The sequence below is a fragment of the Alistipes finegoldii DSM 17242 genome (assembly GCF_000265365.1).
GTDB classification, from domain to species: domain Bacteria; phylum Bacteroidota; class Bacteroidia; order Bacteroidales; family Rikenellaceae; genus Alistipes; species Alistipes finegoldii.
In genome coordinates this window covers 506,231-531,109 of the sequence record NC_018011.1, presented here as the reverse complement: position 1 = coordinate 531,109, position 24,879 = coordinate 506,231, and the positions used below count along the sequence as shown (strand labels likewise).

Genomic DNA, 24,879 nt, shown 5'->3' with positions numbered 1-24,879 from the left:
CTAATGTACACGCACAATAACCGTTAAAATTTAAATAATTGTTATGAGCGCACTATCATTCAAAATTACTACGGATACCGCAAAGATAAACAATTTCCGTAAATCGCTTGAACGTTTATACGAATTACTCGAAAAATTCCCGTCCAAATCAAGCGGATTCAAAGTTATAAACCGCCATATTAGCGATCTGGAGACTCGTGTAGATCAGGCTATACGCAAAATTGCCAAGATGCAGCAACAAGCTGCGGAGTCGGCGGCTAAAGTGGCCACCCCTGCCACCCCAACAGCGACTCCCAGCAACAGCAAAACGACATCAGGGAGTCAGACGGCCCAAGCCGAAGCAGCAGCATATAAAGACCTGATCGGCACCATCCGAGAAGCTAGCGCCCAAAAAAAGATATATACAGCTCAAATTGAGCTGTTGAAAACCAAGACGCAAGCACTGACGGCTGAGTACAATGCACTTTCCAAAGCCGAAAAGAACAACGCCGCAGTCTCGCAGGCACAAAAGGACAAACGGCTGGACCTTTCGCTGTCTATTGCCAAAAACAAAGAAGAACTGGCGCTATATCAAGGAACCCTGAAGAACATTATCAAGACAGAGCAATTCGCCGAGGGATCCATTAATAAAATGTCGCAATCGCTGACCCGGATGAAGAATATATACCGGAATTTAAGCGCAGCAGAGCGGGAGGGGACACGGGGACAAACCATGCTTAAAAATATCGACACACTCGATACGAAGATTAAAGAATTGGATGCGGCAATGGGGGTACACACCCGCAATGTCGGTAATTATGCTTCCGGATTCAATATGCTTGGATTCCAGATTCAGCAAGTCGCCCGTGAATTGCCGTCGTTGGCGTATGGCCCGCAGATTTTCTTTTCGGCCATATCCAACAACCTGCCGATGCTGGCCGACGAGATTTCACACGCGAAGAAATCTGTTGATGAATTGAAGAAAGCCGGGCAAACATTCACGCCCGTATGGAAGCAGATTGCATCGTCCATCTTCTCGTGGCAAACTTTGCTTGTCGCCGGAGTTACCGTACTTACCCTCTACGGAAAGGAGATCGTAAATTGGGTGTCAAACCTTTTTGCGGCAGATAAATCGCTGGACTCGGTAATTAAGAATATTGACCAGTTCAACAACCAAGTTACAACCAGCAGAGAGGAGCTACAACGCGAATTCCGGGCTTTATCCCAAGCAAAGAAAGGTACTGCAGAATATGCTTTAGCACGTCAGACGATAATGGATAAATACGATAAATATTTGTCCAAACAGCGCGCTGAAATACAGAATCTGGAGGATATGCGTGGTGCCTATGAAGTGCTGTTGAAAAGCGTTACTGCCACGTCTGTAGCCAAAGGGTTAGAAGCAGCCAACAATAGTGCTATGGAGGAGTTTAATGCTTCTATGGAAGAAGCATTTAAAGGCGTTCAGGCTAAATTTATTGCAAAGTTCGGCAAAGAAGAGGGAGTTGCTTACTTCACAAGATTTCGCGAAGGATTACAAAGCGGGGTTCCTGAATTAGAAAAAGAGGCAAAAGAAATTTACAAAAAATTTAATAAAGAGTCCATAGTCGAAACTACAACTATGGTAGGCAATCGCCCAGTTGTTACTAAATCTATTAAAGTCACTAATACCCTTTCAGAAGCAGTAAACAAGGCGACTAAAATACGCGAAAAATATAACGATGTACTTTCTGCCAATAAAATTGCAATGGATACCCTGCTGGATATGTATAACATCTCGGCAAAAGATATTGACAAGGATGGTAAAGCGACAGAAGATATAGTAGAGCAGAAGAAAAAGGAAATCGCGGAAATCGAAAAAATTGTAGCCAAGACACCCGAAGAAGTTGCCGCCCGCAACAAAAAATTGGAAGCGGCACGGAAGGAGTTGAAGGTATTGGAGAATTTAGGTCTTGCGACGAAAGATCAAATTGAATTAGACAACACACGAAAACAAATTCAGCGCGAAATGCGAGATGCTGGATTTGAAGCAAGACAGGCGGAAATTGACGTAATGCCGGAGGGGATAGATAAAAATATCGCCCAAATAGAATTGGACTATCAGAAGCGAGAAGCCGCCATCGCAGATGGAGCAGAGCGAATCCGTGAACTGCAGAAGAAAGAGTTAAGCCGAGGACAACGCGAGTTAATTGCAGCGCGCCAACAGGCTATTAAGGCGTTGAAAAATAAAGAATGGGATACTGCGTTTTTGGCAGAAGCGGGAATAAAAGACCCCAAGACATATTTAGATGACCAGCTTGAAGCGTGGAATGAGTACTACATGAAGTACGGGACCATTCTCGAAAAGATACAGGCTACAAAGGAGTATTACGACAAAAAAATCAGCTTAGCAAAAGACGCGGGAACGGCCGAAGCATTGAGAGCCGAAAAAGACGCCGCGATGGCTGCCCTTGAGGTGGAGGGCGGCGACTTTGTCAATAGCCTAATCAGCAAGATAAAAGGAGATATAGAAAAACTAAAGCGCGAGATAAAAGCTGCATTAAAAACGCTTGAAGATGAATTTAATAAACTCCCTTCTTCGGATTCTGAGCTGGGGGATGACCTGCGAAATAAAATAAATGTTCTTCGAGCGCAACTATCTGCTATTGAGAAATTGGACCCCGTTAGCGACGAAAAGCACAGCGAATCCTTTGAAAAGTGGCAGAAACTATACAGCACGCTCACTAAAATTGAAGGACAATTTAACGACATCGGCGAAACTGCGGGCGGTGCGATGGGGGAAGTAATATCGACCGCGAGCAAGATTACGACCAGCTCGCTGCAAATGATCAATAGCATCAAGACCCTTGCAGAAAATTCGGCAGAAGGGATTGAAAATACGGGAGAAGTAGCCGCAACCACCATCCAAAAAGTAGAACGGGCATCTGTAATTCTGGCCATTATTCAAGCTGCGTTGAAAATCATACAAAGCATTGCCAGTATATTCGGAGATACGGAAACTTCAATGGAGCGGAATATCCGAGAAGCCCAAGAATTAAACGAAGAGCTGCGGGTGATGAATGAACGCGCCCGCCTGAATGCCGATGTATTCAAAACTGTTTTCGGAGAAGATGCCTTTGGGAATTACGTTAATAATGTAACAGCCTTAACTGACGCCATGAATGCCTATCAGGCAACAATGGATAAAATTACAAATCGTGGCAAAGAAAAGTATGTAGAATTTGGAACAGGTAATACAGGTCTGGCTAATTTATGGAAGGATGATTTTATCTGGGAAAGCGTTTCAGAGTCTGTTGCTAACATGATGAATCAAGTTCAACATTCTACATGGTTCCGAAGCGCAAAATATAAGAAATTAAAAGATGTAGTCCCTGAATTATTCGAAGAGAGCGGCGTGTTAAATATGCAAGCCCTCAAAGAATTTGTAGAGGGGAATAGCGATACTTTCAAACACCTCTCCAAAGAAAATCAGACATACCTCAAAGAACTGGTAAATAATTGGGAGACATATGAAGAAGCGATAAAGGCAGTCAATGACTACCTCAATGAAATATTCGGCGAATTAGGAAACACACTGACCGACGCACTGGTCGATTCTTTCGAACAAGGAACAAATGCCGCGGATGCCTTTGGTGAAGCGGCTGGCAATATGCTTAAGAATCTTGCAAAGCAGGTGTTATACACGGCAACTATAGGACCCGAAATAGAAAAAGCGCAGAAAAAAATTGACGCCATAAATCGGGACCTGTCACTCTCAGATGAAGAGAGGTACAATGCACTTGCCGGAGTTGTAGATACAATGCTTGATGATGTTCTTGCCCAGCAAAAGGTAGGGCAAGAATTATGGGAGCGGCTCAAACAGGCCGCCGAGGAGCGCGGTCTGCAGTGGGAGGCAGAAGCAGCGGGCCAAGAAGCGACTTCTCGCGGTTTTCAGGCTATGTCTCAAGATACCGGCGACGAGTTAAACGGCCGATTCACGGACATTCAAGGCAAAGTCACCGACATTCGAGGGTATGTAATGGCAATGGCGCAAACTGGAGGAATTATAACCGCCATAAACAACATCGCCACTTTAGGTGATAGAATAGATCAGATGTCGGTCGCCTGCTATGAATCGTTGCGCTTTGACGCGGAAACCCTTATCGAAGTGCGCGAGATAAATTCCAGCACTAAAAATATGGACAAAACCTTAGCACGGATCGAGGAAGGGATAAATAGCATTAAGAAAAATACTGAAAGCCTCTAACGCTTTTTACTACATGAAGATAAAAAAAGACATAGCAGACCTGAAAGCGTTTATGGACAATATCGAAGACGAGGTTGTCGATTTCATGGATGAAAAAGCCCACGAAGCACTTATTGAGCAAAAGGCAGCTCGACTACTATCTGGCAAACGCGACTATTTAAACCATACATGGAATCTTCGCAGTTCACTTGGTTATGCCGTGACTTATAATGGCAAGGAAAAAAGGCGATTTATAGGGGATCAAAATCATACGGATCCGACAGCGGGTGTCGAAGCGAATAAAGCCCTAAACGAAGTAAATAAAGCAGGTACGGGCGTTATTTTCGTCGATGGAATGGATTATGCGTCCTTCGTCAGCTCCAAAGGCTATGATGTGATAGATACCGCAGAAGCTTATCTAAAGAGAGAATTGGTAGTGTAAACTGAACTGTGTCACGGCTCTGTTTTTTATTCTTTCCCTCTTATTTGTGTGCAGATTTCACATCTGCATACAAATAAGAGGAGCCTTTCACAGGCAAAGTTACATAATCTTGAACCTATCACCAAATTTTATGGCAAGTTGCTGTGATATCAGTGCCCAATTAGACAGTGGCATAGTCCATTTCCCACTAATGTCTCGATAGGCAAGATACACAAGCTTTTCAAGTGCGGTGTCTGACGGGAACACACCTTTGTTCTTCGTTACTTTACGCACCTGACGATGATAGCCCTCAACCGTATTGGTTGTGTAGATAAGTTTGCGGATTGCAGGAGTATACTGAAAATATTCCGTAAGACGCTCCCAGTTGTCGCGCCAGGATTTGATTACTATGGGGTACATCTCACCCCATTTTTCATCAACCATGTCAAGCTGTGCTAATGCAGAATCCTTGCTTACAGCACCATATACGGTCTTGAGATCCTTCAGAAACTCTTTCTGATGCTTGCTTCCTACATACTTGATTGAGTTACGGATTTGGTGGACTACACATAGCTGAACGGAGGTTTCCGGGAATACACTTTGGATGGCATCAGGGAATCCCTTAAGACCGTCTACGCAACAAATCAGAATATCACGTACACCACGGTTCTGAAGGTCGGTCATAACATCAAGCCAGAAGTTAGCACCCTCACTCTCAGATATATACATACCAAGAAGATCCTTGTGACCAGACTTGTTTACACCTAGGACATTGTATATTGCACGAGTGACTGCACGACCCTTATCGTCTTTTACCTTGTAGTGAATGGCGTCAAGCCAGCAAATGGCATAGACGGGGTCAAGCATACGGGACTTCCAGGCTGTTATTTCGGGAATAACTCGGTCGGTTATAGCACTGATGGTTTCTGCTGAAAGGGTTGTGTTAAACTCACGCTCAAAGTACTTGCTTATATCACGAGTGCTTGTACCAAGAGCATACATGTTGATGATTTGATCTGCCATACCTTCAGCAAGAATTGTCTCACGTTTCTTAACTGTCTCCGGTTTAAAAGAACCGTCACGGTCACGAGGGGTTTCGACTATCACCTCTCCATACTTTGTCTGTACGGTCTTGCTCATCTTGCCGTTACGACGATTGCCAGAACTGCAGTCAACGCTATTAAGGTGAGCATCCATCTCACCTTCTAAGGCTGCGTTTAGGATACGTTCTAGCATAGGAGCCAAAGCTCCGTCTTTACCGAAGAGTGCTTCACCGCTACGCAGCTGCTGGGCTGCTTTCTTGTAGTCTATTTCCAAATTGGCCATATTATAAAAACTGTGTTAAACTATTATTATTATAGCCTGACACAGTTTATTTTACACTCTCAGAGAATTAAATAAACAACAATAAAAATTGGAAATGTAAAATACAGACTCTCTTTAAACAGTGTCAGTGTACCAATTGGATAACATCTATTCCGGAATGTATTTTTAAAATAGATTCCGGAATATTTTTACCAATCGCCTTATAATATGCTTGACATTCAGCTTTCCACTTTTCTACATTACATCCGGTTATTCCATTTGCAGCTATATCTTTCCGTACATTGTTCAAGAAAATAGCCAACACAATTTCTTCTGCCTTCTCAACATTATTTAATAAAATATATTTACGAAGCTCCCAAAAGGTGTCCTCTGGGGTATTTTTATCGACTGGCTTGTTTTCTTTAATCGCATGAACATCGTTTGTCATTTTCCACAATTTAAAAAATAGGATAATTTGCAAAATGCCAAACACAAGCATTATAAGGCCCAAAATAATGTAAATAGTTTCCATCTTATAAAAAATTAATAAATCAAATATACAATTTCATATTGAAATATCCAAAAAAACGAGGCAGCTACAAAACAATTCTAAGACCAAATAAAGGCCGGAATGTATCCGGCCTTTATACTTAATTGGCTACGCTTACTAACTTTGTTAGCGTCCGTTATGCCTCGTACCCTTCGTAATAGTACGATTGTTCTATTCCCTTGAAAATAACATCCCGATCCTCCGTGCGGTCAGTCAATGCCGGTTGTAGCAGGGCGCGTAATTCCAGATCATTGATCGGACTGCGTTCCATAGCCTGCAAATACAAATCCTTATCCACCTTCCGCCAGTCCACAACCTGCTGGAGATGCTTTTTCAGCATCATGTCAAGCCAGATACGGGTGGCCCGTCCGTTGCCCTCCATGAACGGGTGGGCGATGTTCATTTCGACATATTTTGCGATGATCTCCTCAAAGGTCATGTCCGGCATTTGCTCGATTACCGGGAGGATGGCACCCAGATAAAGGCAATTTGCAAATCGGAAACCGCCCTTTGCGATATTCAGCGTCCGGATTTTTCCGGCAAAGTCGTACAACCCACCGAACAAATAGCGGTGAATCTCGCATAGCCCGGCCACGGTTCCGACCTCTATGCGGTCGATGTCCCCCGATTCGAATAGGGCGCGCGCCTGTTCAAGGCTTTTAGCGTCTATTTCGTCCGTTTTCTTTCCCATAATTTATTCCCCCTTCTCTACTTTAATAAGTTTGCCGCAATGCGGGCAGGTGATCGTGTTCGTCGGTTGAGGGGCGAAAAGTTCCTGAACTTCAACGTTGAGAGCTGCGGCGATCTTTCGCAATGTTGTAATAGTGGTATTTCCGTTAATTGCTTTTGATAGACCAACACGAGAAATACCTATTTTTTCGGCTAAATCGGTTTGCGTCATTCCCTTACTTTTGAGAATTTCCGCTATTCTAAAATCATTATCCATAATGTAAACATATTGTTTGATGCTACAAATATATAAATTAAACTCATTGTGTGCAAATTATTCATGTTTGATAATAAAAAGTTGTCAAAATATTTGTGTGGCTGAATAATTATTGTTTACTTTGCATCATCAAACGACAACAAAAGGTTTACAGCCATGAAAGCAACCTACAACAAATCGAAGATCATGCGTAACGCTTGGTATCTGAAACGTGCTAACGCCTCGATGTCGTTCTCGGCCTGCCTGAAGAAGGCATGGCGCAACGAGAAGCTGGCGATACTGACGGCGAAGATCGAGAACCGCCCGACGGAGCAGCCGAAGGCCACGGAATACCGCCCGCAGCTGTTGACGGTGCCGGCGGACTACTACGGCAACAGCAGGACCTACTACGGAGACTAACGGCAACCGGGGGCGGACCGCCCGTCCCCCTTCAACACTCATTACCGAAATAGACAAATAGCGAGATTCTCGCAAAACCTCGATAAAATTATGAAAGAGAACGTAAACACGACGAATTCCCCGGAAATTGATTGGCGAGCGGAGTATTGGAAAGGTGTACGCGATTACATCGAACAGGGTGATCGCCTTATTGAGGCGCACCAGCGAATAATCGAACTAACAAAAGAGCTTACAGAATGCCGTGATATTTTGGCCGGCAGACGCACAATCAATCAATACCAATGCAGAACCAGCAAACTAAATTAATACCATGAATACAGCATTAACCCGGTCCGACATTCGGACAATGGCCCGCAAGGCAGCCGATTACATTACCTTCCACTGCGACGGCATAAGCGAAGGTTTCGAGATCACCCACAAAGGGTATATTGCCTTCATCGACTACGAGGCGAAAGAGTGCAGCGACGATATGCAGGAATCCGTGACGGTTCCGGCGGTCTGGGACGCCGAAGGCAAAGAGTATCCCGATATATCCGAAACCTTGCAATTGATGTTGAACTAATCATCTAAGATTATGATCTACGAACTATCCTTTGAAGGGCATACGCTGGGATATTTCCCCAGCGAGGCCGAAGCGGTCCGCCGGGCCGGGTTCCTGCCCAAAGGCCGATATACGGTCCGGGAATGGGCCAAAGACGGCGAATTTATGATGTTTGATCCCTCTATCAATAACGAATATGAATACGCAGCCAAATAACCCGTCCGACTTTAACAGCCTTTCGGAACTCTACATGAAAGCCTGCGAAGCCCGGTTTCAATTACTCCAAGAACGCAGCGAATTAGTCATGGAGAACTTCGAACTGCGGATGCAGCTGCAGGAACTGCGGGCGCAGGTATCGCCGAGCAAGGCCGATCAAAAGCCGAAAGGATTATTAATGAAACTTACCCGATAAAACTATTGCATCATGAACAGAGACCAAATTTTACGCCGGCATGACGAGATAACTGCGGAGACAGATGCGGTAATACGCAGAGGGAAAGAGATTGTTGCCAAATTGGAAAGCGGCGCAATAAAACCGGAGGATCCGCAGGTAAAGGAGGTGCTCCAGCAGCTTATAGAGCGACGGAGGATCGGCACCGAATTTAATGCCGAGTTGAGCAGGCTGGCAGATGAACAACATAATAATACACACACTCAATGCTGAGGAATTCGCGTACACCCCAAGATGCCCCAGCCGTCAATTCGGGCGGCTGGGTTCGTTATTGGTGGCCGATTTTTCGACTGCCAAAAATGGCAAAGCCGTTCGGGGAATCCCCCGAACGAATCCCGATGTGGATTGGTTGTTAAATACGGGGAATTCCCGTCTTTAAAATCAAACAATGATTGTAAGGCACTTAAGAAATCTTTGGTTGACTGGAGCCGGAAATAATCGTCCAGATCCTTTCTTTTTAAATACCCATTTTTCTGGGGATTTAAAGGTGTCTGATTTGGCACGTTTAAAAACAAGGGCAAATCAGCCCGTTGCTGGTTATCAGCTGATTATAAGAAAATGGCAAGATTACAAGGGTATTTACAATTTGGCAGCCGAAAAATCGACTTGAAAACGACTTTATGTCCCAAAGGTTGCCCCAAGGTAAAACAAGCGTAAAACAAGCGTAAAACAAAAAAAACATCAAGGTTACGTCAAGGGTAAAACAGAAAAACCGCAAGATTACTGCAAGGGTGAAACAAATACAAAAATACGGCAAGATTACGGCAAGGGGAATGCAAAAACACCAAGGTTACACCAAGGGTAAAAAGGGTTAGATTAGGGTGAGGTTACAGCGAGGGGAAAATCAACCCCAAGCAAGGATAATTTTTCCACGTCCTTACGCGCGCGAAGCCGATCATCTGAAGCCGGCGTATCCAGCACCAAAATCAAACCTTTAGAACAGTTTAGCGCAATAAAAGAGTGTTTGCACTACGTAAAATTCAAACTTATAGAACAATTTAACAGGGGTAGTACAAGGATTAAACGGGGAGGTTACGGGAAGGGTGAAAGTTACTGGGGGAAATTTTTCCCTCAGTGAAGTCGAACGGATCAACGAACGCAATTTTGTGCCGGTTTAGGGGCAGCGGCCGAACATGTTTGCTGGGGATCGACGTCTTTAAAATGGGCGAAGTTGTGTGTAAATTGTGTACCCGCACTAAAACGAATCAACCACCTACATTGCTGTAAGTGGTTGATTTTGAGAGTGACACCGACAGGACTCAAACCTGTAACCTTCTGATCCGTAGTCAGATGCTCTATTCAATTAAGCTACGGTGCCGAATTGCGAGTGCAAATATAGGGCGAAAATCCGAAACTCGCAAATTATTGGGCGTAATTTTGTGAAAAAAGATGCCCTGAAAAATCGCATGCCGGCGCATCGGACCGATTGTCAGGGGTTTGTCCGCTGACGATCAACGCATTGCTTCCTCCAGCCGGGCCTTGATATTTTCGCCGCGCAGGTCTCTGGCGACGATAATCCCCTCCGGCGAGATCAGGAAATTCGCGGGAATCGACGAAATGCCGTACATGGCGGCCGCATCGCTTCGCTTGTCTGCGTTCACGCCCAGCACATTGATCCATGGCATATCGTTGTCCGCCACGAACGTTCTCCATTTGGCGGCGTCGTTGTCGAGCGAGACGCCGTAAATTTCCAATCCCTTGCTTTTGCAGGCGGCGTATGCCTCGCGCAGGTGCGGGATTTCCCGGCAGCAGGGGCCGCACCACGTCGCCCAGAAGTCGAGCAGTACCCAGCGGCCTTTGCCGACGATCCCCGAAAGCGCCACCGGTTCGCCTGCGGCATCGGGCAGCGTGAGGTCCATGTAGGGTTTGCCGATCTCGGTGTTTTCGGTCGCTGCGACTTTTTCGGCGATTCGCTGCAGGATGGGGTGGGCCTGCACGGCGGCCGGAAATTGCTTCAGACGGGTTTTGGCTGCGGCGATGTCGTTGCCGTCGAATTCGTAGACGGAGAAGAGGTATGCCCCGAAAAGGTTGTCCAGATTGGCTTCGATGCTCTCCGGAACCAGCTTGTTGTAATCCGCATAGAGCGAGTCGGCCGGTGCGTCGAGGGGAAGTTCTCGGAATTTGCGGTCGAAGTCGGCCATTCGCTCGTCGAACTCCCGTTTTCTGTCGTTCAGCGGCGTGCCGGATACCGCGTAAACCCGTCTGTCGTCCGTCGGAACCGTACGTATCTCGCCCGGTTCGAGGAAGATGACGGCGGTGCCGACGGGGATGCGTTCCTGATCGGCCAGCCGGGCGATCTCCGGTTCGGCGACACGACCCTTTAGCCGGATCGTGCTGTCGGCGCATACGATGCCGGCGGCCAGTTCCGTACGGCCGCTGCCGATCAGGAATACCGAGTCGCCCGGTTCGAGTCCTGCGTTGCCCGTGATGGAGTAATTCGGACCGCCGCATCCGCAGAGGAGGGCGGCCGTCGAAGCCGTGAGAAGGATTTTCTTCATATATCGTTCGGTTGCTGTCGAAAATTAGGGTTTGCGGTGCGGTTACTTGATCTCCCGGTCGGGGTGCTCCCTGAGGAATTTCTCCCAGCTTTGGGAGCCGCCTTTCGATACGGCCTTCTTGCCGCCGCCCAATCCTTTGACGCGCTCGTTGCCCATCGCGGCATTGAGCGGATTGGAGATCGTGAAGTGGTGGCAGAGCGCCACGGCCATGCCGTCGGTGGCGTCGAGCCGCTTGGGCGGCTGTTCCAGCGAGAGGATGCGGCAGACAATGGCGGCGACCTGCTCCTTGGCGGCCGATCCGCGTCCCGTGATGCTCTGCTTGATGCGCATCGGGGCGTATTCCGAAACGGGCAGGCCGCGGCTCAGCGCCGCTGCCATGGCCACGCCCTGTGCCCGTCCCAGTTTGAGCATCGACTGCACGTTCTCGCCGAAGAACGGCGATTCGAGCGCCACTTCGCGTGGGGCGTACTGGTCGATCAGCGCCCCGACCCGTTCGAAGATATAGCGCAGTTTGACGTACGGATCCGAAAGCTTGTGCAGGTCGATGTCGCCCAAGACGACCGAGCGCACGCTGCGTCCGTCGATCTCCAGCACGCCGTAACCCATGTAGTTGGTGCCGGGGTCGATGCCCATGATGCGGTATTTTTCCGTTGGGGTCATATCGTTCGAAAAAGCCCCTCCGGACGGCGTGTCGCAGTTCGGAGGGGCAGGTTGTACGGCGGTGGTTATTTGCCGAGCAGCTCCTCGACCTTTTTGTAGAGGTCTTCGCCGCGCAGGTTCTTGGCGACGATGTTGCCCGAAGCGTCGATCAGGAAGTTCGAGGGAATGCCCTGAACGGCGTAATCCTTCGCTGCGGGATTGTCGAAACCGTTCAGGTCGCTGACCTGAATCCACTTCATGCCGTTGTCCTTGACGGCGGCGAGCCACTTGTCGCGGTTGTTGTCGAACGACACGCCGTAGATTTCGAAGCCCTTCTTGTGGAACTTGTCGTAGGTCTCTTTCAGGTGGGGAACTTCGCCCATGCAGGGACCGCACCACGAAGCCCAGAAGTCCACGAGCGTGTATTTGTTGGCCGGATTCTCGATCACCGAAGTCAGGGTGACGATCTGGCCCTCGGCGTCGCTCTGCAGGATGTTGATGTAGGGTTGGCCCACGTCGGTGCGCTTTTTCTGCTCGGCGGTGGCTTTCAGCTCCGTCAGCTCTTTGGTCTGCTGCATTTCGGGCGAGAATTTGGCGATCTGGTCGAGAATCTCCTGCCCCGAAAGCTCGTAGGCCATGTTGGGCATCAGCATGACGCCGAAGAAGTTGTCGCGGTTGGCCTCTACCGAGGTGCGGGTCAGCTGCTCGAACTCCTCTTCGATCGCTTCGCGCCGCTGGTCGGTGGTCGCAGCGTCGCGGTACTCGGTGATCAGCGCGCGGCTGGCGGCCGTGTAGGCTTCGGCGGCGTCGTTGGCCGGGGTGCCGGTGGTGTGGCGCACCTGCGGATCGTCGGCGTCGCTCTTGATCGAGATCGTACCCGGTTCTAGGATGAGCTGCATGGCGAACGCCTGCGGCTGTCCGTCGCGCGAGTCGAGCAGGTCGTGCATCGCGGGCGCTCCGGCGGGACCGCTGAAGCGGAACTTACCCGATTTCACGACGGCCGAGTCGATCAGGCTGTCCTGCTGGAACAGGTAGACGGTGCCTTCGAGCCCGGCGATGTCGCCTTCGACGACGTATTTGGGCTGCGTGCTGCAACTGCACAGCACGGCTGCGGAAGCTGCGAAGAGAAATGCTTTTTTCATTGTGCAAGAATATTGGTTTATTTTTTGAGTTCTGCCAGCTGTTTTTCCAGATTGTGCACCAGTTTTTCCAGTTCGGGCAGCCGCTTGAAGACCGCCGCCGAACGGTGGTACTGCATGCCGGGCAGCGCCGGGTAGCCGAAGCGCACTTCGCCGTCGGGCACGTCCTTGTCCAGTCCGCTCTTCGAACCGATCTTCACGAAGTCGCCGACGTTCACGTGGTCGGCGATGCCGACCTGTCCGGCGAGGAAGCAGTTGCGCCCCACCCGCGAGGTGCCGGCGATGCCGGTCTGGGCCGACGATACGGTGTTTTCGCCGATCTGGACGTTGTGTCCGATCTGAATCAGGTTGTCGAGCTTGACGCCCCGGCGGATCACCGTCGAATCGGTCTTGGCGCGGTCGATGCAGGTGTTGGCCCCGATCTCTACGTCGTCTTCGATCACCACGTTGCCCAGCTGCGGAATTTTGTCGAAACCGCCCGCGGCGTTGGGCATGAAGCCGAAACCGTCGGCGCCGACCACGGCTCCCGCGTGCAGGATGCAGTTGCGGCCGATCCGGCAGCCTTCGTATACCTTGACTCCGGGGTAGAGGATCGTGCCTTCGCCCACCGTAACCCCCGCTCCGAGGTAAACCTGCGGATAGATCTGGCAGTTTTTGCCGATTTTCACGCCCGCTTCGACCACCGTGAAATCCCCGATGTAGCAGTCGGCGCCCACCTCGGCCTTTTCAGCGACCGAAGCCAGCTTGCTGATGCCGCTGCGGCGGGGCTTGGCGGCGTTGTACATTTCGAGCAGTTTGAGCACGCAGGCGGCGGCGTCGTCCACCTTGATGAGCGTGGCCGAGACCTGCTGCGAAGGTTCGAACGAACGGTTTACCAGCACGATCGATGCGCCCGTGCTGTAGAGGAACGTTTCGTATTTGGGGTTGGTGAGGTAGGTCAGCGAGCCCGCCTTGCCCTCCTCGATCGAAGATACGGTGTGTACTTTCGTCTCTTTGTCGCCGACGATGTCGCCGCCTAAAAATCCGGCGATCATTTCGGCCGTGAATTCCATCATAACGATTCTGTTTATAAGTATTTGTTTATGTCGATTCCTTTGGGCATGAACTCCTCCACCGAACGGCCGAACGAAAGCACCTCGCGCACGGTCGACGAGGATATGTCGGCCACGGGCGAGGGGGTGAAGAGCATTACGGTCGTGATGTCGGGGTAGATGCGGTGGTTGGTCGCCTCCATCGTGCGCTCGTACTCGAAGTCGGTGGTGTTCCTCACGCCGCGGATGATGGCGCAGGCGCCGGCCTTCTCGGCAAACTCGCCCGTAAGCCCCGTGTAGATATGGGCTTCGACGCGCGGATTGCCGGCGTAGAGGTCGTCGATCAGCCGCTTGCGGTTGGCGACGGTCAGCAGCCCCGTTTTCGCGGTGTTGTTGCCGATGCCGATGACCACGCGGTCGAAGAGATTGAGCGCTTCGTCTACCAGCGCGGCATGGCCGCGGGTGAACGGGTCGAACGATCCGGGGAAGATTGCAGTCCTTTCCATATCGGACAAAGGTAATAATATTTGGGAATAGGGAGTTATCTTTTCCCGATATTTTGTCCTACCGTTCGATTTTTACGTACTCCGAATAGACGATCCGCGTGTGCGGATTCGACGGGACGATCTCCTGCCGCAGGGCTTTCGTGCCCCAGCGGATGAAGAGAAAACGCCGCGGAATGCGGTGTACGACCTGCCGCAGGGTATCGGCGCTCTCCACGCGGCACAGGACCGAGTCGGCGGTGACGGCGCCTTCGACACGCACCCACGCGTCGCGCCAGCGGAACAGCCGCAGGGTGTCGCGGACGACGAGCGTGTCGCTCAGCCGCACGACGACCGTATCGCGCACCGGGGTCCGTATCTCGACCTTCGTGGCCGTGGCTGTCCGGGCCGCAGCTTCCAGACGGCGGAGTTTGATTCCGAGCCGGCGGATTTCGGCAGCGTCTGCGGCCCGCAGCTCTTCGAATTCGGCGCAGCGCAGACGCAGGGCCTGCACCGATGCCGCTTCTTGCCCCAGACGCGTGCGGTAGCGTTCGATGCCGGCCGCAAGGGCGTGTTGGTTCTGGGTCAGGCGACGGTTTTCGCGGCGGTAGCGGCCGTAGCCGCATACCAGCAGAGCCGTCACGGCGACGGCGTAAAGAAACAGGTATTTTTTCATGGTGAAACGGGTTTTCCGGCGAAGATAGCGCGGGCCGGGCCCGTTCGGTTTCTACATTTTCGGAAACAGCCCGCCGAGCGATTGGGCGACCCGTTCCGCGAGAATCGCCATGCAGGGATGTCCGTCGCAGTGGGCGAGGGCGGTGACGCCCCGGTGATCGACGTAGAAGAGTTCGTCGAAGCGCGGCAGCTCGTCGCGCATTACCGGGCGCTCTTCCAGTTCGAGTCCCGCCGCCTCGACGGCCCGCAGGCCCAATTCCTGTTCGACGCAGGCTTCCGCCGGGGAGACGAACGCCGTTTTGCCCCGCACGGCGAACAGCGGGGCGTTGTCGGCCGTGCGGACGATGCCGTCGCCGTCGCAGCGCACGGCGACCGATGCGCCGTGCAGACGGGCCTGCTGGCGGGCCAGTCCGGCGGCGGCTTCGCGCGCCGAAGTCGGAGCTTCGGGAAACGGCATGTCGTATTGCAGCGTCACGGCGTCGGGCATCAGACTGCGCAGGTCGTATCCCCGGTAGAGCGATATGCCTGCGGATTCGAGCCGGAAGGCGGGATCGCCCGATGCAGGAACGACGATCCGCACGAACTGCGAGAGGTCGCAGTCCGCAGGCGCCGTCTGCGCCGCGAGCGCTTCGATCTGCCGGGCGAGGGGCTGCTGGCGGAGTCCTGCCGGACGGCCGAAAAGTTCGCGCGACCAGCGGTCGAGCACGGCCAGATGCGCTGTCAGGTGGAGAGACCTGCCGCCGAGGATGTGAACGGTCTGGTATAGGTAGACCTCCTGCATCAGAGTAGGAAGATTTTGAGCAGCAGTTCGCGCAGCAGCTCTCCGTCCGATGCTCCGCCGGCGTTCATGCCCTTGCTTTTGGCGTCGTATTCGCGCAGCAGGCCGAGGATGTTGAATACCCTGCGGTTGTCCCAGTTGGCGGCGTTCTGCTTGATCTCGCCCAGTACGTAGACGTTGTTTTTCTTGAGGATGCGCATCAGTTCGGCGTCGGAGGGAAAGGGCATGCCCTTGTGGCGCGCCGTCCAGCGCAGGTAGTTCACGACGAACAGCTCCTTGAACTGGCCGAACAGCGCCAGCACGGTGACCAGCAGCGGGTTGTCCTTGGGGTTGCGGGCGAAGTGCTCGGCGATCATCAGCGCGCGCGCCATGTCTCTGGTCACTACGGCCTTGCATAGCTCGAAGTTGTTGAAATCCTTCGAGATGCCGATGTTGGCCTCGATGTCGGCGTCGGTGATGCGCTTGGTCCCTTCGGGCAGCGATACGACCAGCTTGCCCAGCTCGTTCGAGATTTTCGAAATGTCGGTTCCGAGGTGGTCGGTGAGCATCGAGAGCGCCTTGGCGTCGATGGCGAGTCCCTTTTTTGCGATGAACTGCTGGAGCCACGAGGCGATTTCGTAGTCGCGCGGGCGCACCGATTCGAGCACCGCTCCGTTGGCGGCGCAGCCCTTGTAGAATGCCGAGCGTTTGTCGGCGTTCTTCTCCTTGTGGCAGATCACGAGGATCGTCGTGGGCGAGGGTTTCTGCGTGTAGAGCGAGAGTTTGTCCAGTCCGCGCAGCTGCTGCGCCTCCTTGAGGATGACGACCTGATACGATCCCATCATCGGCATCTGGCGGCAGAGGTTGATGACCTGTCCCGCCTCGGAGTCCTTGCCGTAGACGGTGATCTGGTTGAAAGCCCGTTCGGCTTCGCCGAGCACCGTCGTCGCGAGCCGCTCGGCGATGGCGTCGATAAAGTAGCTCTCCTCGCCCATGAGCAGGTACACGGGGGCGAACCGCCGTGCGGCGATCTCCTGCGCCAGCTTTTCGTATGCGGCGACGGAATCTTTGAATTTCAGTGCGCTTTTGGCCATATCTCAGTCATTGGCCCGGCCGAGCCGGATGCGGGGCGGGGCGTTTCCGCCATCCCCGCGGCGGAAGGGGCTGAATCGCCGCTCCCGGTCGTGTTATACAATCTCTTTGGTGATGCGCAGCACGTTTTCCGTGTCGGGCGTCAGGCGGTAGCGGTCGTCGATGCGGCGGCCGACGAGCCATACGATCTCGTCGCCCGACAGCAGTACGAACTGCCGCTCTTTTTCGGGCATCGAGACCTTGGCGTCGATCAGGAAGTCGCTCACCTTCTTGCGGCCCGCCATGCCGAAGGGAATGAACCAGTCGCCCTCGCGCCAGCGGCGCAGCGTGAGCGGGAATTTCAGCAGGTCGGCATCGACCTGCGCGATGTGCTCCGGCACGCCGAAGTTCTTGATCGCGTCGATGTCGCAGTATTCGAAGTAGAGCGCCGAGTTGCCGCAGTAACTGCGCGGCACGCCCCGCTCGACGGTCACCATACATGCGTCGCCGGGGGCGATCGGGGCCACGACGATCGTGCCGCGGTCCACGTAGGCGACCCGCTCGCGCGAGTAGAAGCGGCGGCCCGTCATGCCGTGCCTGAGCGAATGACAGAGCGAGTCGATGACGTCGCCCTTGAATCCGTAGGCCGAGTTGAGCAGTTCGTAGATGACGAACTCCTGCGGGAACGCCGGGTCGATGCGGTCGAGGTGTATCGTGTCCAGTCCGTTCTCGGTGGTCACCGCTTCGCCGCGTATGCGTTCGATGCCGTGGTTGATGAAGAGTTGGGCGTCGGTCAGCCGTGCGATGTTGCGGCGCATGAGACTCGTGAACTTGGGGTTGATCTCCCGGATGCGGGGAATCAGGCCCAGCCGTATCTTGTTGCGCAGGTACTTGGTCGAGCGGTTCGACGAATCCTCCCGGAAGGGGATGCGGTTGGCGACGGCGTACTCCAGAATCTCCTTGCGCGAAGCGAACATCAGCGGTCTGACGACCTTGCCGACCTGCGTCGAAATGCCCGTCAGCCCGCGCAGGCCCGTGCCGCGCAGCAGGTTGATGAAGAACGTCTCGATCGAGTCGTCGGCATGGTGGGCGATCGCCACCACCGTGTAGCCGTGTTCGCGGCTCAGGGCGTCGAACCATGCGTAGCGCAGCCGCCGGGCGGCCATCTCCATCGACTCGCCCGTGCGCTCCATTTCGGCCGCCGTTTCGAAGCGTTTGTTGTAGAACTCGACGCCGTATTTCCGCGCCTCTTCCTCCACCAGCACCTCGTCCTCGTCGCTCTCCGCGCCCCGCAGCTGGAAATTGCAGTGCGCCACGCCGACCCGGTAGCCGCTGCGCGTGAAGAGCGACAGCATGACCATCGAGTCCACGCCGCCCGAAACGGTCAGCAGAATGCGGTCGTCGTGCGTTGCCAGATCGTTGTCGGCGATGTATTTGCGGAAAGCCTCTAAAAGTGCCATACGATTAAAATATATTGACCTCGGTGTCTATTTCTATGCCGAATTTTTCGTGAACGCGCATCTGCACCGTGTGGGCGAAGTCAATCACTTCGCCGCCCGTCGCGCCGCCCAGATTCACCAGCACGAGCGCCTGCCGTTCGTGGACGCCGACTCTTCCGCGCTTGTAGCCTTTCAGCCCGGCCTTATCGATGAGCCAGCCGGCCGCCAGCTTCACCCTGCCGGCGCATCCCGCCGCCGGGTAAACTGGCATGTCGGGCCACTGGGCCTGCAGCTGCCGCGCCACGCACTCGTCCACGACCGGGTTTTTGAAGAAGCTGCCTGCGTTGCCCGTCACCTTCGGATCGGGAAGTTTGGCGCGGCGGATCGCGCAGATCGCTTCGCGGATGTTGCGCAGCGTGACACCGCCGCGGGCTTCGACCTCGCGCTCCACGTCGCCGTAGCCCAGCCGCGGCCGGGGCGTGCGCGAAAGCCGGATGTCCACGGCCGTGATGATGACGCGCCCCCGCAGTTCGTGCTTGAAGATGCTTTCGCGGTAGCCGAAGCAGCAGTGTCCGGCGTCGATGACCATTGCCGAGCGGTTGTCGGTGCAGAACATGTGCACCCGCTCGATCACGTCTTTGGCTTCGCAGCCGTAGGCGCCGATGTTCTGCACCGGGGCCGCGCCCGCCTTGCCGGGTATGAGCGAAAGGTTTTCGATGCCCCACAGACCGCGTTCCACGGCCCATTCCACGAGGTCGTCCCACTCGACGCCCGCATCGGCCCGCACGCGGACCGTGTCGCCCTCTTCGCCGAGGGGCGTGATCTGCCGGGCGACGGGCGTAAGCAGCAGTCCGTCGTAGTCGCGCGTGAAGAGGATGTTGTTGCCGCCGCTCAGCACCGCCCAGCGTTCGGGCACGCCGCCGCTGAAGATCGTGCGCAGGTCCTCTTCGGTCTCGAATTCGGCGAGACGCGCCGCCTGCTGTCCGACGCCGAAGCTGTTGCGTCCGCTCAGGTCGATTTGGTGGAATTCTCGGATCATGCCGTCTGTTTCTGTTTGTTTGTCGTTCGCCCGGTTGTACCGGCGGGCGTTGGGCGCATATATTCTCCGTGTGCCCGTTCCGGAGCGGTCCTTGCGGCGCTCCGGGCGGGATGCCCCCCCCCTCGGCTCCTTGTACAGCGTTGTCCGGTGCGGGCGCGGGTACGGAAAATGTGCAATCTTGCGCAAAGTTAGAAATAATTTAGTAATTTTGGTGAGATGTTTCTCTGAACCGTAAAAAACAAAATACCTGAATACCTATGTTTACACAACAAGATTTACAGCAGATCGAAAAACACGGACTGACCCCCGAAGCGGTCGAGTTGCAGCTGGAGAATTTCCGCCGCGGATTTCCTTTTCTCAACGTCGTGCGCGCCGCCTCACCCGGCGACGGCGTGCTGACGCTGAGCGACGCTGAGGCCGCTGCGGCCGCCGAACGTTACGAGCGGGCCGCCGCCGGACTGTCCGTTGTGAAGTTCGTGCCTGCGTCGGGCGCCGCGACGCGTATGTTCAAGGAGCTTTTCGAGTTCGTGAACGACGGCAAGCGCGGCAAGGGGATCGACACCCTGCTCGAAAACATCGGAAAGTTCGCCTTCTGGCCTGAGCTGAAAGCCCTGCTTCCGGCCGGCGCCGACGACCGGACGATCGTCAGCGCCATCGTGAACGAAGGACTCGGCTATGGCCGCAAACCCAAAGGACTCGTCACCTTCCACGCCTATCCCGAAGGCGCGCGCAAGGCGGTCGAGGAACATCTGGTCGAAGGGGCGGTCTATGCGGCCGCGAACGGCGTGGCGAAGATTCATTTCACGGTTTCTCCCGAACATATCGAAGGATTTCAGGAGCTGCTGGCCGCGAAGGTGCCCGTTTACGAGAAGCGTTTCGGCATCCGTTACGACATCTCGTTCTCGGTGCAGAAACCTTCGACCGACACCATCGCCGTCAATCCCGACAACACGCCCTTCCGGCAGGACGACGGTACGCTGCTCTTCCGCCCTGCGGGCCACGGCGCGCTGATCGAAAACCTGAACGAGATCGACGCCGACGTGGTGTTCATCAAGAACATCGACAACGTCACTACCGACGCGCTGCGCGGCGATACGATCCGTTACAAGAAGGTGCTGGCAGGCATCCTGCTCGACCTTCAGGAGCGTGCGTTCGAGTACCTCAAGGCGCTCGAAGTCGGTGGCGCCGAGCTGGAGCCGATCGTCGAATTCATCGAGAAGCGGCTCTGCGTGAAGCTGCCCGGCAGTTACGATTCGGCCGTGCTCCGCGCCGTGCTCGACCGTCCGATCCGTGTCTGCGGCATGGTCCGCAACGAGGGCGAACCGGGCGGCGGTCCTTTCTGGGTCGGAAACCCCGACGGCACGCAGTCGCTCCAGATCGCCGAATCGAGCCAGATCAGCCCCGACGACCTGCCGCTGATGCGGTCGGCCACGCACTTCAATCCCGTCGATCTGGTCTGCGGCATGAAGAATTCGAAAGGCGTCCGCTTCGACCTGCGCAGGTACACCGATCCTTCGACGGGTTTCATTTCGTCGAAGTCGAGCGGCGGCCGCGATCTGCGCGCGCAGGAACTTCCCGGCCTGTGGAACGGCGCCATGGCCAAGTGGAATACGGTCTTCGTGGACGTGCCCATTACGACCTTCTCGCCCGTCAAAGTGGTGCAGGACCTGCTGCGTCCCCAGCATCAGTAATCTTGGTGTGTATGACAAGGCCGGATGCCGCATGACGCGGCGTCCGGTTTTTTGTCGGGCTTTTTCGGAGACGGCGTGGCCTGCTTTTTCGGGTGTTAGGGGGGCTCGGCTTATTCTGGGGGCTGCTTTTCCGGGAGGTTCGTCGTGTTCTGCTTTTCCGGGAGACTGCTTTTCCGGGAGGTTCGTCATGTCCTGCTTTTCCGGGGTGTTCGGCGTTTTTTTCCGCTTGCCCGGTTTTCCCGCGGCGTCCTGCCGCGAGCCGCATGCGGCGGTGGGGAGACGCTTCTTAGACGGGAGTCGTTCGTAAACGAATTGTCTGCGAATTGACGTTATCGTAAGATTTGTTATTATGAATCGGGCGGAATTGTCTTTTTGTCGTGTTTTGTCGCCTTTTTGGTCGGCGCGGCTGCTGCTTGCAGGCTGTGACTTCTGAAAAAAATGGGCTATGATCCGCTGTCGAAGCTATTTTCTTTTGTTTCGGATTTGCCGGGTCGTGATTTATTGCTACCTTTACACAATTAATATTGAAATCACACAAAAAGATACGGTATGACCAGTTCGTTTTTAAAACAGGCGACGGAAGGCAACAAGAATGCGATTCTCAAACAGCAGATCATTTGCCAGTATATCTTTTGCGGGGATTCGAGCATCACCGATCTGAGCAAGGCCGTGAATCTGAGCGTGCCGACCGTAACCAAACTGATCGGGGAGCTGATCGACGAAGGCTTCGTCCATAATTTCGGCGAGCAGGGGACGGCCGGCGGCCGACGGCCGAATATCTACGGCCTGAATCCCTATGCCGGGTATTTCGTCGGCGTCGATCTGCGCAAGGATTCGGTCATGATGGCCGTCATCAATTTCAAGGGACAGCTGATCGATGAAACGACGGTCGATTTTCTGATGGACAACGATCCCCGTTCGCTGGACCGTCTTTGCGACGTGATTCAGAATTTCATCCGTGCGCGCAAGATCGCCCGCGACAAGGTGCTGGCCGTCGGGGTGAATATTTCGGGCCGCGTCAATTCGCAGACCGGATACAGTTACAGCTATTTCTTCGTCGAGGAACAGCCGCTGACGATGCTGCTCGAAGAGCGTCTCGGCACGACGGTCTACATCGAGAACGACACCCGTGCCGCCACTTACGGCGAATATATGTACGGCGACGCCCACTCCGAGAAGACGATGCTCTACATCAATGCCAGCTGGGGACTGGGACTGGGGATGATCATCGACGGCAAGATATTTTACGGCAAGTCGGGCTTTTCGGGCGAATTCGGCCATTTCCCGCTGCTCGACAACGAGATCATCTGCCGCTGCGGCAAACGCGGCTGTCTTGAGACGGGGGCTTCCGGTTCGGCCATGCACCGGATTTTTCTGGAGAAACTCAAGGAGGGACGCGTGTCGATGCTTTCCGAGAAATACAAAAAAGGCGAGGAGATCACGCTGAACGATATTCTGGCCGCGCTGCTGAAGGAGGATGTGCTGGCCATCGAGATTCTGGAGTCGGTGGGGCACACGCTCGGCAAGGCCATCGCGGGGCTTATCAACATGTTCAATCCGGAGGTGATCGTTATCGGCGGTACGCTTTCGGTGGCCAAGGAGTACCTGATGCTGCCCGTGCGCAACGCCATCAACAAATACTCGCTGATGCTGGTCAACAAGGATACGCAGATCAAGCTTTCGTCGCTCGGTGAGCGCGCCGGCGTGATGGGCGCCTGTCTGCTGGCCCGAAGCAAGTCGCTCGGCCTGTTCTGACGCCTCTGCTCGCTCTTGTGCGCGCCCCCGGAAACCCGCTGTTTCCGGGGGCGTGCGGCGTTATCCGCAGCGGCGCGGCGCCGGGCTGTGCCGCTCTGCGGCGGGAGAGGCGGGGCCGGCCGGAATCAGCCCCTTCCGGAAGGGGCGATTTCGGTATGCGAATTGCGCGGAGAGGGGGTTCGGAGCTTGAATTACAAGTGGTTCTGCGGTGCGTGTTTCTTCCTTTTGTTCTCTATTCTTGTCAAAAAAGGACAAATTGTCGCGGTGCGCCGCTGTTTGTATTATAAACTTTTATATATTTGTATCGCTAAAATGAAAAACAATAATTAAAACTAAATAACGCTATGGAAAACAAACTTCAACAGTTGACTCAGAAGCTCTACGACGAGGGGCTGGAGAAAGGACGCGCCGAAGCCGACCGTCTGGTCGCCGAGGCTAAGAAAGAGGCGGCGAAGATCGTCGCCGAAGCCCGTGCTCAGGCCGAGGATATCGTCAGGAAGGCGCAGGACAAGGCCGAGGACGTCGAAAAAAATACGATGACCGAAATCTCGCTCGCCGGCAAGCAGGCCGCCGCGAAGATCAAGTCGGAGATCGCTGCGATGATCGTCGCCAAGAGCACGGCCGCAGGCGTCAGGGAGGCCGTCATGGATCCCGCCTTCATCAAGGAGATGCTGTTGTCCGTGGCCAAGAACTGGAACGGCGCCGACGCCGGCAAGGTGGAGCTGAAGGCGCTGCTGCCCGAAGCCGACCGCGCCAAGCTCGACGAGGCGTTCGGCAAGAGCGCTCAGGAGCTGCTCTCCGCCGGTATCGAAGTGGGTTATTCCAAGGAGGTGAAGACGGGCTTCAAGGTCGGCGCCAAGGAGGGCGGTTACTACATCTCGTTCTCCGACGCCGATTTCGACGCCCTGCTGGGCGAATACCTGCGCGAGAAGGTTTCGGACATGCTTTTTAAGGCGTAACGCGTATGTTCGCAACGGAATATTATTGTCTGGTAGCCGGACTGAAGGAGTACTCCCTCGACGCCGACACCAAGGGTTTCGACGCCAAAGCCATCGTCGGGGAGATTCTCGACGGCGTTTCGGCTTCGGATGCGGCTCAGGTGCGTCTGCTGTACGGCTACTACGATTGTGAGAATATCGCTTCGCTGCGCGCGGGGCGCTCGGCGCACAATCCGCTGGGCAACTTCACGCGCGAGGAGCTGGAAGAGGAGATGAAGGCTCCCAAGCGTTTACCCGCCGCCGTGGGCCGCGTGCTGCGTGCCTATGCCGATCCCGAAGGGGTGGACGCCGAGGAGGTCGATACGGCGCAGCGTTTCGAAACCGCGCTGTTCGACGCCTATTACGCCACCTGCAGCCGTGCCAAGAGCCGCTTTCTGCGCGAGTGGTCGGAGTTCGACCGCACCCTGCGCAACGTGACGGCCGCCGTGACGGCCCGTGCCGCGGGCCGTCCGGTCGAGGAGGTGACCGTGGGCGGGGGCGACGTGGTCGAACAGCTGGAGCGCAGTTCGGCCGCCGATTTCGGTCTGCGGGGCGAGCTGCCCTACATCGACGCCGTGATCGCCGCCGTGAACGACGAGGCGAATCTGGTCGAGAAGGAGCACAAGATCGACCTGATCCGCTGGAACGAGGCCACCGAGCTGGCGACGTTCGACTATTTCGACATCAATACCATTCTGTCCTATCTGGCGCGCGTCAATATCGTGGCCCGCTGGACGCAGTTGGACGCCGTGCGCGGTCGTGAGATGTTCGACCGCCTGATGGCCGAGCTGGACGGCAGGGAGCTGGTGAACAGGATATAGCCGCCGCGCGGCACATGCGGGCGGCGCGCCGCCGGACCGGGACCGGTCTCT

Annotated in this window: 27 protein-coding genes and 1 tRNA gene; 13 read left to right on the top strand and 15 right to left on the bottom strand. The window is 54.4% G+C overall.

Annotated elements, in window-relative coordinates; all coding sequences use genetic code 11:
* Positions 1–43: 43 nt before the first annotated feature.
* Positions 44–4,222 carry a coiled-coil domain-containing protein gene (locus ALFI_RS16145; RefSeq protein ID WP_014774619.1) on the top strand — a complete coding sequence of 1,393 codons (4,179 nt, stop codon included), beginning with the start codon at positions 44–46 and terminating at the stop codon, positions 4,220–4,222.
* Positions 4,223–4,235: 13 nt separating this feature from the next.
* A complete protein-coding gene (locus ALFI_RS02300) occupies positions 4,236–4,643 on the top strand; it encodes a hypothetical protein (protein WP_014774618.1) in 408 nt (135 codons plus the stop codon).
* A gap of 99 nt (positions 4,644–4,742) precedes the next feature.
* Here ALFI_RS02300 and ALFI_RS02295 read toward each other — a convergent pair whose 3' ends face one another.
* From ALFI_RS02295 to ALFI_RS02280, 4 genes are all read right to left on the bottom strand, one after another.
* Positions 4,743–5,948 carry an IS256 family transposase gene (locus tag ALFI_RS02295; protein WP_009316578.1) on the bottom strand — a complete coding sequence of 402 codons (1,206 nt, stop codon included), beginning with the start codon at positions 5,946–5,948 and terminating at the stop codon, positions 4,743–4,745.
* 124 nt (positions 5,949–6,072) lie between these two features.
* Positions 6,073–6,459 (bottom strand): hypothetical protein, encoded by a 387-nt coding sequence (locus tag ALFI_RS02290; RefSeq protein WP_042493135.1) that lies wholly within the window; start codon positions 6,457–6,459, stop codon positions 6,073–6,075.
* A gap of 154 nt (positions 6,460–6,613) precedes the next feature.
* Complete coding sequence (gene fic / locus ALFI_RS02285) at positions 6,614–7,168, bottom strand: protein adenylyltransferase Fic (protein WP_014774617.1); 555 nt, start codon at positions 7,166–7,168, stop codon at positions 6,614–6,616.
* A 3-nt stretch (positions 7,169–7,171) separates the two neighbouring features.
* Entirely contained in the window at positions 7,172–7,423 is a 252-nt protein-coding gene (locus ALFI_RS02280; RefSeq protein WP_014774616.1) for a helix-turn-helix domain-containing protein, read from the bottom strand.
* Between the two features lie 156 nt (positions 7,424–7,579).
* On the opposite strand from ALFI_RS02280, the gene ALFI_RS02275 reads away from it, so the two are divergent.
* The 7 genes from ALFI_RS02275 to ALFI_RS16815 all read left to right on the top strand — a co-directional run bounded on the left by ALFI_RS02275 (position 7,580) and on the right by ALFI_RS16815 (position 9,424).
* Positions 7,580–7,822 (top strand): hypothetical protein, encoded by a 243-nt coding sequence (locus ALFI_RS02275; RefSeq protein ID WP_014774615.1) that lies wholly within the window; start codon positions 7,580–7,582, stop codon positions 7,820–7,822.
* Positions 7,823–7,912: 90 nt separating this feature from the next.
* Positions 7,913–8,128, top strand: coding sequence for a hypothetical protein (locus ALFI_RS02270; protein WP_014774614.1), 216 nt, complete (start codon positions 7,913–7,915; stop codon positions 8,126–8,128).
* Positions 8,129–8,132: 4 nt separating this feature from the next.
* Complete coding sequence (locus ALFI_RS02265; RefSeq protein ID WP_014774613.1) at positions 8,133–8,384, top strand: hypothetical protein; 252 nt, start codon at positions 8,133–8,135, stop codon at positions 8,382–8,384.
* A gap of 12 nt (positions 8,385–8,396) precedes the next feature.
* Entirely contained in the window at positions 8,397–8,579 is a 183-nt protein-coding gene (locus tag ALFI_RS02260; RefSeq protein WP_014774612.1) for a hypothetical protein, read from the top strand.
* Positions 8,560–8,775, top strand: coding sequence for a hypothetical protein (locus ALFI_RS02255; RefSeq protein ID WP_014774611.1), 216 nt, complete (start codon positions 8,560–8,562; stop codon positions 8,773–8,775). The genes ALFI_RS02260 and ALFI_RS02255 overlap by 20 nt, the downstream gene beginning before the upstream one ends.
* Positions 8,776–8,787: 12 nt before the next feature.
* The gene (locus ALFI_RS02250; RefSeq protein ID WP_014774610.1) at positions 8,788–9,027 is read left to right on the top strand and encodes a hypothetical protein; all 240 of its coding nucleotides are present in this window, start codon (positions 8,788–8,790) and stop codon (positions 9,025–9,027) included.
* Between the two features lie 175 nt (positions 9,028–9,202).
* A complete protein-coding gene (locus tag ALFI_RS16815; protein ID WP_155835624.1) occupies positions 9,203–9,424 on the top strand; it encodes a hypothetical protein in 222 nt (73 codons plus the stop codon).
* 634 nt (positions 9,425–10,058) lie between these two features.
* Here the strand turns inward: ALFI_RS16815 and ALFI_RS02245 are convergent.
* The 11 genes from ALFI_RS02245 to murB form a co-directional block, all read right to left on the bottom strand.
* Positions 10,059–10,132, bottom strand: a tRNA-Arg gene (locus ALFI_RS02245).
* Between the two features lie 133 nt (positions 10,133–10,265).
* Positions 10,266–11,312 carry a TlpA disulfide reductase family protein gene (locus ALFI_RS02240; protein WP_014774609.1) on the bottom strand — a complete coding sequence of 349 codons (1,047 nt, stop codon included), beginning with the start codon at positions 11,310–11,312 and terminating at the stop codon, positions 10,266–10,268.
* 42 nt (positions 11,313–11,354) lie between these two features.
* Positions 11,355–11,972 (bottom strand): crossover junction endodeoxyribonuclease RuvC, encoded by a 618-nt coding sequence (gene ruvC, locus ALFI_RS02235; RefSeq protein WP_014774608.1) that lies wholly within the window; start codon positions 11,970–11,972, stop codon positions 11,355–11,357.
* A 65-nt stretch (positions 11,973–12,037) separates the two neighbouring features.
* A complete protein-coding gene (locus ALFI_RS02230) occupies positions 12,038–13,093 on the bottom strand; it encodes a TlpA disulfide reductase family protein (RefSeq protein WP_014774607.1) in 1,056 nt (351 codons plus the stop codon).
* 17 nt (positions 13,094–13,110) lie between these two features.
* Complete coding sequence (gene lpxD / locus ALFI_RS02225; protein WP_009597825.1) at positions 13,111–14,145, bottom strand: UDP-3-O-(3-hydroxymyristoyl)glucosamine N-acyltransferase; 1,035 nt, start codon at positions 14,143–14,145, stop codon at positions 13,111–13,113.
* Between the two features lie 11 nt (positions 14,146–14,156).
* Complete coding sequence (gene coaD, locus ALFI_RS02220) at positions 14,157–14,627, bottom strand: pantetheine-phosphate adenylyltransferase (protein ID WP_014774606.1); 471 nt, start codon at positions 14,625–14,627, stop codon at positions 14,157–14,159.
* A gap of 58 nt (positions 14,628–14,685) precedes the next feature.
* On the bottom strand, positions 14,686–15,279 hold the full coding sequence (locus ALFI_RS02215) for a DUF6549 family protein (RefSeq protein ID WP_009597812.1): 594 nt from the start codon (positions 15,277–15,279) through the stop codon (positions 14,686–14,688).
* 51 nt (positions 15,280–15,330) lie between these two features.
* A complete protein-coding gene (locus ALFI_RS02210; RefSeq protein WP_014774605.1) occupies positions 15,331–16,059 on the bottom strand; it encodes an aminotransferase class IV in 729 nt (242 codons plus the stop codon).
* The gene (gene holA, locus ALFI_RS02205) at positions 16,059–17,129 is read right to left on the bottom strand and encodes a DNA polymerase III subunit delta (RefSeq protein ID WP_009597785.1); all 1,071 of its coding nucleotides are present in this window, start codon (positions 17,127–17,129) and stop codon (positions 16,059–16,061) included. The genes ALFI_RS02210 and holA overlap by 1 nt, the downstream gene beginning before the upstream one ends.
* Before the next feature lie 93 nt (positions 17,130–17,222).
* The gene (gene tilS / locus ALFI_RS02200; RefSeq protein ID WP_009597897.1) at positions 17,223–18,566 is read right to left on the bottom strand and encodes a tRNA lysidine(34) synthetase TilS; all 1,344 of its coding nucleotides are present in this window, start codon (positions 18,564–18,566) and stop codon (positions 17,223–17,225) included.
* Between the two features lie 4 nt (positions 18,567–18,570).
* A complete protein-coding gene (gene murB / locus ALFI_RS02195; RefSeq protein WP_009597853.1) occupies positions 18,571–19,584 on the bottom strand; it encodes a UDP-N-acetylmuramate dehydrogenase in 1,014 nt (337 codons plus the stop codon).
* A 257-nt stretch (positions 19,585–19,841) separates the two neighbouring features.
* On the opposite strand from murB, the gene ALFI_RS02190 reads away from it, so the two are divergent.
* The 4 genes from ALFI_RS02190 (at position 19,842) to ALFI_RS02175 (ending at position 24,828) form a co-directional block, all read left to right on the top strand.
* On the top strand, positions 19,842–21,275 hold the full coding sequence (locus ALFI_RS02190) for a DUF4301 family protein (RefSeq protein ID WP_014774603.1): 1,434 nt from the start codon (positions 19,842–19,844) through the stop codon (positions 21,273–21,275).
* 549 nt (positions 21,276–21,824) lie between these two features.
* Entirely contained in the window at positions 21,825–23,030 is a 1,206-nt protein-coding gene (locus ALFI_RS02185; RefSeq protein WP_009597783.1) for an ROK family transcriptional regulator, read from the top strand.
* Positions 23,031–23,374: 344 nt separating this feature from the next.
* Positions 23,375–23,989 (top strand): hypothetical protein, encoded by a 615-nt coding sequence (locus ALFI_RS02180; RefSeq protein WP_014774602.1) that lies wholly within the window; start codon positions 23,375–23,377, stop codon positions 23,987–23,989.
* A gap of 5 nt (positions 23,990–23,994) precedes the next feature.
* A complete protein-coding gene (locus tag ALFI_RS02175) occupies positions 23,995–24,828 on the top strand; it encodes a DUF2764 family protein (protein ID WP_014774601.1) in 834 nt (277 codons plus the stop codon).
* Positions 24,829–24,879 lie beyond the last annotated feature (51 nt).